The organism is uncultured Mobiluncus sp. (assembly GCF_947254095.1).
Taxonomy (GTDB): Bacteria; Actinomycetota; Actinomycetes; order Actinomycetales; family Actinomycetaceae; genus Mobiluncus.
Window position 1 is genome coordinate 1 of record NZ_CAMYBV010000026.1, and the last position, 12,175, is coordinate 12,175.

General features: G+C 57.6%; 7 protein-coding genes and 4 tRNA genes. 5 read left to right on the forward strand and 6 right to left on the reverse strand.

Features of this window, described 5'->3' with window-relative positions; all coding sequences use genetic code 11:
* Nucleotides 1-217 precede the first annotated feature (217 nt).
* The 4 genes from Q0X47_RS07855 to Q0X47_RS07870 form a co-directional block, all read right to left on the reverse strand.
* Nucleotides 218-294: transfer RNA gene (locus Q0X47_RS07855), tRNA-Val, on the reverse strand.
* A 4-nt stretch (nt 295-298) separates the two neighbouring features.
* Nucleotides 299-369: transfer RNA gene (locus Q0X47_RS07860), tRNA-Cys, on the reverse strand.
* Nucleotides 370-497: 128 nt separating this feature from the next.
* Nucleotides 498-570 (reverse strand) — tRNA-Gly (locus Q0X47_RS07865).
* A gap of 107 nt (nt 571-677) precedes the next feature.
* Nucleotides 678-1,676 carry a LacI family DNA-binding transcriptional regulator gene (locus Q0X47_RS07870; RefSeq protein ID WP_297724729.1) on the reverse strand — a complete coding sequence of 333 codons (999 nt, stop codon included), beginning with the start codon at nt 1,674-1,676 and terminating at the stop codon, nt 678-680.
* A 249-nt stretch (nt 1,677-1,925) separates the two neighbouring features.
* Here Q0X47_RS07870 and Q0X47_RS07875 point away from each other — a divergent pair.
* From Q0X47_RS07875 to Q0X47_RS07895, 5 genes are all read left to right on the forward strand, one after another.
* Nucleotides 1,926-2,000, forward strand: a tRNA-Val gene (locus Q0X47_RS07875).
* 50 nt (nt 2,001-2,050) lie between these two features.
* Nucleotides 2,051-3,151, forward strand: coding sequence for an SGNH/GDSL hydrolase family protein (locus Q0X47_RS07880; protein WP_297724731.1), 1,101 nt, complete (start codon nt 2,051-2,053; stop codon nt 3,149-3,151).
* Between the two features lie 43 nt (nt 3,152-3,194).
* Nucleotides 3,195-5,339 carry a glycogen debranching protein GlgX gene (gene glgX / locus Q0X47_RS07885; RefSeq protein WP_297724733.1) on the forward strand — a complete coding sequence of 715 codons (2,145 nt, stop codon included), beginning with the start codon at nt 3,195-3,197 and terminating at the stop codon, nt 5,337-5,339.
* A gap of 90 nt (nt 5,340-5,429) precedes the next feature.
* Nucleotides 5,430-6,005 (forward strand): DUF3000 domain-containing protein, encoded by a 576-nt coding sequence (locus Q0X47_RS07890; protein ID WP_295027816.1) that lies wholly within the window; start codon nt 5,430-5,432, stop codon nt 6,003-6,005.
* 104 nt (nt 6,006-6,109) lie between these two features.
* The gene (locus tag Q0X47_RS07895; RefSeq protein ID WP_297724736.1) at nt 6,110-7,342 is read left to right on the forward strand and encodes an HRDC domain-containing protein; all 1,233 of its coding nucleotides are present in this window, start codon (nt 6,110-6,112) and stop codon (nt 7,340-7,342) included.
* Here Q0X47_RS07895 and dxs read toward each other — a convergent pair.
* Together dxs and acnA are read right to left on the reverse strand one after the other, a co-directional pair.
* The gene (gene dxs, locus Q0X47_RS07900) at nt 7,326-9,329 is read right to left on the reverse strand and encodes a 1-deoxy-D-xylulose-5-phosphate synthase (protein WP_297724739.1); all 2,004 of its coding nucleotides are present in this window, start codon (nt 9,327-9,329) and stop codon (nt 7,326-7,328) included. The genes Q0X47_RS07895 and dxs overlap by 17 nt on opposite strands.
* Nucleotides 9,330-9,476: 147 nt before the next feature.
* Nucleotides 9,477-12,161 carry an aconitate hydratase AcnA gene (gene acnA / locus Q0X47_RS07905; RefSeq protein ID WP_297724741.1) on the reverse strand — a complete coding sequence of 895 codons (2,685 nt, stop codon included), beginning with the start codon at nt 12,159-12,161 and terminating at the stop codon, nt 9,477-9,479.
* Between the last annotated feature and the right edge of the window lie 14 nt (nt 12,162-12,175).

The following is a 12,175-nucleotide window of genomic DNA, read 5'->3' on the forward strand; positions in this document are numbered from 1 at the left end:
GGTGCCAGCAATTTTGCTACGCAAAATTGCGCGTAGCACACGCCATGGTGCCAGCAATTTTGCTACGCAAAATTGCGCGCCACTTCCTTGGCCTCGGATAAAGCCGCCAGCGGGTCCCCCGCTGACGTGTTTTGGTTTTATGGACCTTTGCAAGCAAGCTTGCCCGGTCCATAAAACCAAAACACGCAGGTCGCGGCTTTATCCTCGACCTGCGTCGTGGTGGGCGATACAGGACTCGAACCTGCGACCTCTTCCGTGTCAAGGAAACGCGCTAACCAGCTGCGCCAACCGCCCGTCGAAGTGGGTACCGGATTCGAACCGGTGTATACGGCTTTGCAGGCCGCTGCCTAGCCACTCGGCCAACCCACCAATGTGGTTTTGAGTATTTTACTCTAAAAAGGAACCCGAACCCAGTACGCGTTACGAACCCGGCCGGATTCCTCAGACAGCCAATTTTTGAGGGGAACCGAACCGCGGCTCGATCCCCCCAAAAACCGAGCGGATGACGGGACTCGAACCCGCGACCCTCACCTTGGCAAGGTGATGCTCTACCAACTGAGCCACATCCGCGACAAGCCGGAAAAATCCAACCCCAGTATCTTACACATAAGTGAGCGAGGGTTGCAAATACTCAGCACACCGGAGATCCCTGGCCGGAACATCACAGGTATCAGATCTTAGAAAAAACCTGTGGTGTCGCCGTTTACTAACCTCATGCTCACAAGCTTGGCCCGATTTTCACAACGGGACCGATGGCGAATCTGGCTGACCAGCTGACGCACGGCCTCCACGCCAATCTTTCGGTCCGGAACCTCCAGAGTGGTCGTTCTGGCCTGGAGCAAGTGTCCCGTAAAAACATCGCCGACAGCTACAACAGAAACATCGTCCGGCACCGTCACTTTCAGCGACCGGCTCAATTCTTGCATGAACCCAATGGCGGAAAGAGACCCACAAAAGACCACCGCACTGTCCAGATATTTGCGCCATGCCGACACGGCACGACAACCTGATTCCAGGCTATCCCCCACATTTCCCACCGTATGCAGGGCCAAATCGGCTTGTTCGCACCCGGTGCGCAAAGCCTGCAAAACACTCTCGTCCAGCCAACTATCTTTGGCATAAAAGTAAGTTATCGATTCATGGCGCAGCGACCTCAAATGTGTCAGCAAAACAGCTACACCCTGTTCCGTATCCGGTATGACACAAGTTGCCTCATCTATCAAACAATTGGTCACCACCAGCGGCTGAGTGCTCGGTATTTCCAAGCGGATACGTCCGGGGATTTCCGGATTGTCGACAATCAATCCGTCAACGTTATCGAACTCCTGTTTGATGGTCCGCAGGGCTCGGACAGGAACAGCAGGATACAGAACCGGCAGGTAATGCTCCAAGTACAACTTTTCCTGTATCGCGGCCAACAGACGATATTTTTCAGGAACAATCATGACGCCAATTTTTTGGGTGACGGAGTGGGTTCGCAGCCAAAAATTTTCGGGGCGTTCGTAGCCTAAATCGGTCGCCACCTGGCGCACTAAAGCTTCCGTCTCAGCATTGATACGCCCCGGACGATTCAACGCTCGCGAAGCGGTAGAAGTCGCAACGTGTGCCACCTTTGCCACGTCGTCCAAGGTTACCCGCCTTTTGACGGAAGTCTCAGAATCTGAAACCTCGTACATATCGGAATTCTAAACATATACTGTAGGTTTTCTGAAAATTATCTGGGCATTTGTCTTAACATATAAAGCTCGTTTTGTCCGAATCGCGGTCGGGTTCGGCTAAAACTCGTGCATAATCCTATTTTGCACGGTCGCTTAGGTTCACTAGACCGTTGCGGAACCGTTGTGGTTCTCCGTCTCCGGCCGTTCTGGCGCGGTACGCCGAGGTTTTGCGTTCAGAGCTGCCTAAGGCTAAACTTGATAAGCCTTGGGCCATTAGCGCAGCGGTAGCGCGCTTCCTTCACACGGAAGAGGTCACTGGTTCGATCCCAGTATGGCCCACCAAACTTGTTTCCGGCGCGCTTAAATACGTGCGAGCCGGGTAAGCTGAAGCCATGGCCGCCAAAAAGATTTCTGTCGATACGGTACTTGAGCTGTTCCGCGAGCTACCCGCTTCTTCAAAAGTTTCCGCCCTCACCGCGCTGGGAACGTCATCGTCTCTGCTCTGGGCGGGTTCTGCCGCCGCGGGAATGTGGAAAGTCCATCAAGAAGTTTCCAGTCACCGTTGGTTCTGGGAAGACCACGTCATCTCCGGACTGGCGAAACTAAACGAACTGGGAATGCTGGCGAACCCGGAAATCTACGCCCCCGGCTTCGCATTATTCGCTAACGGAGCACAACGTTATCTGCACCGCAGCGACTGGTACTCCAACAAACCCATCTTTCCCCAAACCGGTCAAAAGCTGCATCGTCCCTCGAAAATTAAGAACGCACCTCCCCTGATTTACGTTGCTCTCGGTGATTCTGCCGCACAAGGGGTGGGGTGTGAGGACGTGCAGGACTCTTACGTGGCACTGTTTGCCTCCTATCTGCGACGAGCCACGCAACGCCGCGTTATTGTGCTGAATTTTTCCATATCCGGGGCCATCGCCTCGACCGTAGTGAACACCGAGATTCCGCATCTGCTAGCCACGGGTTTAACGCCGGACATCATCACTCTGGACATTGGCGGCAACGATGTCTTTTCCCCCGAGGGCCAAAGCACCGAAAACTTTCAAAAACAGATGGAAATTATCGTTGAAAGCCTGCCTGCCCCCGCCTTGATTGCTGAGGTTCCCCCGGCAAAACCGCTTCCGGCGGATAAACGTGCCCTCGAGATGAATGACATTGTTATCAACGTAGTTTCTCAGTCAAACCACATCTTGGTTCCCATGCGCCACTTGGGAGATGTGCCTTTGTGGAGAACATTCATGATTAGAGCCGAGGACGGTTTCCACCCCAACACCGACACCTATCGCCAGATTGCTGCCGAGTTCGTGCGTAAGGCCGAACCATTGCTGCAGGAACGCGGGTGGTGGCAAGCCTCGACTGCAGACATTATCCCCGAGCTGCCCGACGAAACGGAGGACAACCGCTCCAACCTGTTGAACGGACTTCTGAAACTCAAATCCACAGACAAAGACGACATCCCACTTAGTAAGGAGCAGCCCTCATAGCCCAAATTCAGCGCACCGCGCTCGAATATGAGATATTTAAGTTATGGAAATTTGGCCAGGAAAGCCTTATCCGCTGGGGGCAACTTATGATGGGAGCGGAACCAATTTTGCAGTCTATTCAGCCAACGCTGAAAAGGTAGAACTCTGTTTGGTAGAAGACGACGGACGGGAAACCGAACGTTTCTCTCTGGATGAAGTCGATGCCCACGTCTGGCACGGCTATATCCCTAACCTCCGCCCCGGGCAACACTACGGTTACCGCGTTTACGGCCCTTATGACCCCACCAAAGGACAGCGCTTCAATCCGAGCAAACTGTTGCTGGACCCTTATGCCAAAGCCATCGCCGGCGACTTAGACGGCGATATGTCGATTTTTGCCTATCCGGCAGGGGACCCGGACGGATATTCGGACGCGGATTCAGCGGCACACACGATGCATTCAGTCGTCATCAACCCTTTCTTTGATTGGGGCAACGACCGCCACCCTCGCTTGGATTACCCGGACCTAGTCATCTATGAAACCCACGTCAAGGGTATGACCATGCTCAACCCTGCCATTCCCGAAGCATTGCGGGGCACTTACGCGGGAATGGGGCACCCGAACAACGTTTCCTACCTGAAACACCTGGGCGTCAACGCGGTGGAACTCATGCCTGTACACCAATTCGTCACCGATCCTTCCCTGGAGGAAAAAGGCCTCAAAAACTATTGGGGTTACAACACTATCGGCTACTTTGCTCCGCATAACGGCTACTGTTCGGATCGTCGCGGCGACCGCCAGGTCGAAGAATTTAAGCAAATGGTCAAAGACCTGCATTCGGCCGGTATCGAAGTTATCCTCGACGTCGTCTACAACCACACCGCCGAGGGCAACCAGATGGGACCGACACTGTCTTTCCGCGGCTTGGACAACGAAGTGTACTACCGCCTGGTGGAGGGCGACCGGGAACACTACTTCGACACGACCGGGACCGGCAACTCCCTACTGATGCGCTCCCCCGCGGTGCTGCAACTGATCATGGATTCGCTGCGCTACTGGATTACCGAGATGCACGTCGATGGTTTCCGGTTCGACCTCGCCTCGACCCTAGCGCGGGAACTCAGCTCGGTCGATAAACTTTCGGCTTTCTTTGACATCATCCACCAAGACCCGATTATTTCCCAGGTCAAGCTCATTGCCGAGCCTTGGGACGTTGGTGAAGGCGGATACAACGTAGGCGGTTTCCCGATTCTGTGGTCGGAATGGAACGGCAAGTATCGCGACACGGTGCGGGATTATTGGCGTGGCGAGCCAGCAAAACTGGGCGAATTCGCGTCCCGCTTCAGCGGTTCGGCAGACCTCTATGCCCACACGGGGCGCCTGCCGGTGGCGTCCATCAACTTTGTGACCGCTCATGACGGCTTTACCCTGCTGGACCTGGTTTCCTATAACGATAAACATAACGAAGCCAATGGCGAAGGCGGGGTCGACGGGGACAGTAACAACAAATCTTGGAATCACGGGGAGGAAGGCCCCAGCAAAGATGAGTCCATAAACGAGTTGCGCCGCCGCCAACGTTTCAACTTCCTGACCACCCTGCTGCTATCCCAAGGGGTCCCCATGATTTCCCACGGCGACGAGTTGGGGCGCACCCAAGGCGGCAACAACAACGGGTATTGCCAGGACAACGAAATCACCTGGATTCATTGGAACGAAGACGCGCGTGACCAAAAGATGTTCGACTTTACCCGGGCACTAATTCACCTGCGCAACGAGCACCCGGTGTTTCGTCGGCGCCGGTTCCTGGCTGGGGACGCGGCACGCGGCGGCGAATCGGATCGCGGCGACATCGAGTGGTTCAACGTCAACGGCGAACACATGACCGATGAAGAATGGACCACCGCCTACGCCAAAGCCCTGACGATTTCCCTGAATGGGGCTTCTATAGATGAGCCGGGCAAACGCGGCGAGTGCGTGGAAGACGATGATTTTATCCTCATGTTCAACGCTTCCGAAAAGGACTTGGAGTTCACTATGCCGCAGTGGACTCACGATTTGCAGTGGTATCGGGTCATCGACACGACCGCGGAACAGCCAATTGAGACGGATTTCGAGCGGGCCAAGCTGCTGGGTTCCCCCGAGACCGTTACGGTACGTTCGCGTTCCATTGTGGTTTTGGCCTCCCCTTTGGCTGACCGTTCTCTCTAGGTTTGAGGTCTCGGGCAGTCCACAGAGGTATTTCGGGTCTGCAGGGCGTGGTACGGCCGGTTTTCCCTCTCTCTCGCTTACGCTGAGAGGGTGAGCGAGGCGAGTTCAACGGCACAGACGCAGGTCCCCCCAGCGTGGGAACTCGCTCTTTTGTCGCTGCGCCAAGCCTCGGTACCGCCTCGCGTTTCCATTCACGAGGTGCCTGCCCCGGTGAAAATTGCCCCTTATGCAGTGGCGATTAGCGCGGAGACGGCGCTGCACGTGGAGGCGGAGGCTCCCGCTACCGGCCGGTTTGTGTGTCTCTACGATCCGCAGACCCAAGAAGGTTGGGGCGGCGAGTTTCGGGTTATTGCTCTGGTGGCGACCGATACGGAGTTAGCTTTGGGTGAAGATCCGCTAGCCGGGGAAGTCGCCTGGTCTTGGCTCCGCGAGTGTTTGGCCAGCCGAGACGCTGATTACGGACATTTGGTGGGTACCGCCACCACGACCATCAATCGTTCTTTTGAGGGCTTCGCACTGCGCGCCACCTCCGCTACCCTCGAGATTCGCGCTTCTTGGACCCCTGGCAGTCCCGATTTGAGCGCTCATTTCCTGGCCTGGCTGGACACCATGCTGCAGGCGACCGGGCTCTCCCCCGAGGAAAACGTCACTCAGCTGCGTCATTAGAACCTTCCCGACCACCCTTGTGCGATAACGAACATTCCCCCAGAAACACCCCTACGGTGCGGCAGGACGAGTACAGCTGCACCAGGTTATAACATAGAACCGTTATGTCGAGCACTACCTCAAAACCGCAATCCCCACGGCTGGTCACCCGTACTCGCGAGCCCTTGGCTCCGATTGTGGACACTCCCGCAGCTCTGCAACACGTCTGTGAACTCGTCGCCGCTGCCACGGGTCCAGTCGCTCTCGATACCGAACGAGCCGGATCGTTTCGCTATTCACAAGGCGCCTACCTGGTGCAATTGCGTCGCGAGGGCGTGGGCACGTTCCTCATCGACCCGATAGCCTTTCCCGATTTGGAGCCGTTGAGCCAGGCTATTGGCAAGGCGGAGTGGATTTTGCACGACGCGACCCAAGATTTGCCCTGTCTGTTGGAACTGGGAATGCGCCCGCAGCTGCTGTTCGACACGGAACTAGCGGCGAAACTGTTGAACTTTGAGGGGTTCGGCTTGGCCGCGGTCATGGAGCAGGTGCTGGGCATCACCTTGGCGAAGGAACATTCCGCGGCGGATTGGTCCACCCGCCCCCTGCCCTCCGATTGGCAGACCTACGCCGCCCTGGACGTGGATTATCTCATTGACCTGCGCAATGAGCTGTGGCTAAGGCTGCAAGACGAGGATAAAGACGACTGGGCGGAGCAAGAATTCAACTATCTGTTGGATTTTCAGCCCCCCGCGCCTAAACCCGATCCGTGGCGTCACGTCCCCGGTTCTGGAAAAGTCCACGCCCCGCGCAATCTCGCCGCCCTGCGGGAACTGTGGTATTCCCGCGATGAACTGGCCCAAGACGAAGATTTGGCACCGACCAAAGTGCTGACGAACGCGGCAATGATTGCCTTGGCGGCGGCACTGCCGAAGGGCAAACGTTACATGGGGGCTTTGGAGGATTTTCGCCACGACCGGGCTGGCCGAAAACGAGCCGACCGCTGGTTTGCGGCTTTGCGCAGGTCCTATCAGCTGTCCGCCAAGGAACTTCCCCCGCGGCGTGCCCCGCGCGTTCCCGGCGAGGTTCCGGATTCACGCACTTTCACGCACAATCACCCACTGGAGGCCGATCGGTGGCGGCGTTTGCGTGAAACCGTGGCCGAGGTAGCTACCCAGTTAGACGTCAACTACGAGGTTATGCTGGAACCGAAAACTATCCGGCGACTGGCTTGGGTACTGCCTGACGACGCCTCGGAGTCCCAGGTCCTGGAGGTATTGCAGGCCAGTCAGGCGCGACCTTGGCAGATTGAAAATACTTTAGATTCGCTGGTGAAAGCCCTCAAATCCGAGAATTAATGGAATCAGCCAGCGCTCGGGGGGTCAACCCCAGTTCTTCGCGGATTTCGTCGCGCGTGGCGTGGTGCAAAAATTGTCGCGGAATCCCGTAAGACAACACCGGAGTAAAGATGTCCTGCGCCGCTGCCGCGTTGCGCAGCTGGGAACCGAAACCGCCTTCTACCAGTCCATCCTCCAGGGTTACGACCCGGTCGTAGGCCCCTACTGCCGCCACCAAGTCGGCGGACACGGGAATCAGCCACCGCGGATCGACTACGCGCACCGCCAGATTGTTGAGGGCCTGGAGTTCGTTCGCGACCTCCACCCCCAGGTGGGCAAATGCTCCGGTCGCCACCATCAAAAGGTTCCTCGGCCGGTTTAAGCTGGCCTCTTGCTCGCGGGTTGGTGCTGACGGTGCTACGAAGTCCGCCGATTCCCACAATACATCTGCCCCGTGAGCACGTTTCAGAGCGGGCAAAGGCTTGGGCAGCGAGCCTTTCGGATAGCGCACGATGGTGGGTCCGTCCTCAACTTGGACAGCCTCGCGCAGTTCTTCGCGCAAGGTCGCGGCGTCGCGCGGCGCGGCCAAACGCAGACCGGGCACTGTCCCGGCCAGAGCTATATCCCACATTCCGTTGTGGCTGGCGCCGTCGCTGCCGGTGATACCGGAACGATCCTCGACAATCGTCACCCCAGCCCTGTGTAGCGCGATATCCATCAGCAACTGGTCATAGCCTCGGTTTAGGAACGTGGAGTACAGGGCAATAACCGGGTGCATCCCACCGTATGCCAAGCCGGCGGCGGTGGCCAAGGCATCGGCTTCGGCAATGCCAACGTCGAAAACTCGGTCGGGGAACTCCTTTTGCATCGGACACAACCCTACGGGGCGAAGCATCGCGGCGGTTATGGCGACGATTTTTTCATTCTCACGCGCCAGGCTGCAGATTTCGTCGGCAAAAACCTGGGTCCATTCAAAGCGTTCCGGTTCGATGGGCAGGCCGGTTTCCGGGTGAATTCGCCCAATCGCGTGGAAGTGGTCGGAGACATTTTCTTCCGCCGGGGTGTAGCCGCGTCCCTTTTGGGTGATGACGTGTATCAATACGGGCTTCTTCGCAGCCTTCGCCCTGGTGAAACTAAACTCCAAGGCGGCAATGTCGTGTCCGTCAATGGGGCCGGTATAGGTAATGCCCAACTCGTCAAACAGGACCCCTTCGGCGGAGGCGACCATGTCGCGCAACCCGGCTTTCGCGGCGTGCAGCCCGGAATACACTAGGTTCCCCACCGGCCCGCCGCCTTTCAGGGTTTGTTTGCCCCACTTCAAGGCTTTGTCATACTGGGGGGTAACTCGCAGGGCATCCAGGTGATGTGCCAGCCCGCCGATGGTCGGAGCGTAGGAACGCCCGTTGTCGTTCAAGATAATAATGAGACGGCCTTCGTTTTCCTCAGCAATGTTGTTCAGAGCCTCCCACGCCATGCCACCGGTCATCGCTCCATCGCCGATGACCGCTACGACCCAGCCTCGCTTTCCGGTCCGGCGGTTTGCCCGGGCAATCCCGTCCGCCCAGGACAGTGCGGCTGAAGCGTGAGAGTTTTCCAGCACATCCGTATCTGATTCTGCCCGCGAGGGATAACCGGACAGGCCGCCGCGTTGACGCAACCGGGAAAAATCTTGCCGTCCCGTCAGGAGCTTGTGAACGTAAGTTTGGTGTCCCGTATCAAAAACGAGGGTGTCTCTGGTGACATTAAACACGCGGTGCAGGGCGATGGTCAGCTCGACGACGCCGAGGTTCGGACCCAGATGTCCCCCGGTTTTCGCCACTGATTCCACCAGGAAATGGCGAATTTCACCGGCCAGGCGGTCCAGTTCCTGGTGATTGAGTTTCCGCAAATCGCGCGGCGAAGAAATCGTCGGTAGCAGGCGCAACGACGCCAAGTCCGCGTTTTGCGCACTTACGGGTTCAAGTTGGGACATAGATTCGTAAAACTCCTCAAGAAGATACCGTCCCATTCTATCCGGTTTTCACGTTTTCTTTCATGTCACGCCTGTTTGGAGCAGCGTCCCTGCAACGATTTGGCGGCGGCGACAGTTAAAAATAGCTCCCCGGACCGACCAGATGGCGATCCGGGGAGCTATGAACGGTTGAGCCGCTAACGCTTAGGCCTTCACCAGGTTACGCAGCACGTAACGCAGAATGCCGTCATTGCGGTAGTAGTCGGCCTCTCCGGGGGTGTCGATACGAACCACCCCGTCGAACTCGACCTTAGAGCCATCGGCCTTGGTGGCGCACACCTTCACCGTCTCAGGAGTCTTACCTTCGTTCAGAGCGGTTACACCACTGATGTCAAAGGTTTCCGTCCCATCCAGACCTAGCAAGTCCGCCGACTGTCCCTCCGGGAACTGTAGCGGCAGGATACCCATGCCAATCAGGTTGGAACGGTGAATGCGCTCGAAAGACTGTGCGATAACGGCTTTCACACCGAGCAGGCGCGTACCTTTTGCAGCCCAGTCACGGCTGGAGCCCGTACCGTATTCCTTGCCGCCCAGCACGACCAGCGGAATCCCGGCAGCCTGGTAGTTCATGGAGGCGTCATAAACGTAGGACTGGGGGCCACCTTCCTGGGTGAAGTCGCGGGTGAAACCGCCCTCAACCCCGTCCAGCAGCTGGTTCTTAATGCGGATGTTGGCAAACGTGCCGCGCATCATGACTTCGTGGTTGCCGCGGCGCGAACCGTAGCTGTTGAAGTCCTTGGGCTGCACCCCGTTTCCGGTCAGGTATTGGCCAGCAGGAGTTTCGGGCTTGAAAGCGCCGGCCGGAGAGATATGGTCGGTCGTGACGGAATCGCCCAGTTTCAGCAAAACCCGAGCTCCGTGGATGTCCTTGACCGGTTCCGGATCCATCTTCATTCCGTCAAAGAACGGTGCCTTGCGCACATAGGTCGAGGCATCGTCCCAGGTGAAGCGGCTGCCTTCCGGGGTCGGCAGAGACTGCCAGCGCTCATCACCAGCAAACACGTTCGCGTAATCCTTCGTGTACATGTCGCGGTTGATGGTCTCGTCGATAGTCCGTTGCACCTCGGCGGGGTCGGGCCAGATGTCGCGCAGGAACACGTCGTTGCCGTTTTGATCCTGGCCCAGGGGCTCCGTCTCAAAATCGAAGTCCATGGTACCGGCCAGGGCGTAGGCCACAACCAGCGGCGGAGAAGCCAGGTAGTTCATCTTAACGTCGGGAGAAATACGTCCCTCGAAGTTACGGTTACCAGACAGCACCGCCGTAACGGCCAGGTCGTTGTCGTTGATGACCTTCGAGATTTCGGGCGGAACCGGACCGGAGTTACCGATACAGGTCGCGCAGCCGTAACCCACCAGGTTAAAGCCCAGCTCATCGAGGGGGCCCCACAGACCGGCCTGGTCAAAGTAGTCAGTGACGACTTGGGAACCGGGAGCCACCGACGTCTTTACCCACGGCTTCGACTTCAGTCCCTTAGCACGGGCGTTGCGAGCCAGAATACCGGCAGCCATCATCACCGAGGGGTTGGAAGTGTTCGTGCAAGACGTGATGGAAGCAATGACCACGCGGCCATGATCGAGGTTGGTCTTGGTGCCGTCAGCGGTGGTCAGATCCACAAGCTTATGCGCTTCAGGAGCGTAGGTGGGCACCAGGGTCTTTTCAAAGGTTTGCTTGGCTTCGCTCAACTTGATACGGTCTTGCGGGCGCTTCGGACCGGCAATGGATGGCACCACGGTGGACAGGTCGAGTTCCAGGTACTCCGAGTACTTCGGCTCGAAGCTCGGATCGTGCCACAAGCCCTGCTCCTTGGCGTAAGCCTCCACCAGAGCGCAACGCTCCTCGTCACGTCCGGTCAAGCGCAAGTAGTCCACGGTGACCTGGTCAATCGGGAAGATGGCTGCGGTAGAACCGAATTCGGGAGACATATTGCCGATGGTGGCGCGGTTAGCCAGCGGCACCTGCGTGACGCCCTCGCCATAGAACTCCACGAACTTGCCGACCACGCCGTGCTCGCGCAGCATCTGGGTGATGGTCAGCACCACGTCCGTGGCGGTAGCGGAGGCGGGAATGGAGCCCTTGAGCTTGAAGCCGACCACGCGCGGAATCAGCATGGACACCGGCTGACCGAGCATAGCGGCTTCGGCTTCAATGCCGCCGACGCCCCAGCCCAGCACGCCCAGCCCGTTGACCATCGTGGTGTGGGAGTCGGTGCCGACGCAGGTGTCAGGGTAAGCCTGTACCGTGCCGTCGGGCAGTTCCTTGGTGAACACGGAACGCGCTAGGTACTCGATGTTGACCTGGTGGATAATGCCGGTCCCCGGCGGCACCACGCGGAAGTTGTTAAAGGCGCCCTGGCCCCAACGCAGGAACTTGTAACGTTCCGAGTTGCGTTCGTATTCCTTATCCGTGTTGAGTTTCAGAGCGTCAGGGCGTCCGAAGTAGTCAATCTGGACCGAATGGTCGATGACCATTTCTGCCGGAGCTAGGGGGTTGATTTTCTCGGGGTCGCCGCCCAGGTCTTTCACGGCCTCGCGCATGGTGGCCAAATCAACCACGCAAGGCACACCGGTGAAGTCCTGCATCACCACGCGAGCCGGGGTGAACTGGATTTCTGTGCTGGGCTGCGCATCGGGATTCCATGCCGCCAAAGCCTTAATTTGGTCGGCGGTGATGTTGGCACCGTCCTCGTTACGCAGCAGGTTTTCGCCCAAAATGCGCAGCGCGTAAGGAAGCTTTTTTAAGCCTTCCACGGCATCGAGAGAGAAAATCTCGTAGGATTTACCTCCCACCTGCAAAGTCTTGCGAGCATTTAAGCTGTTCAAACTGGCCATAAATAACCTCCTAA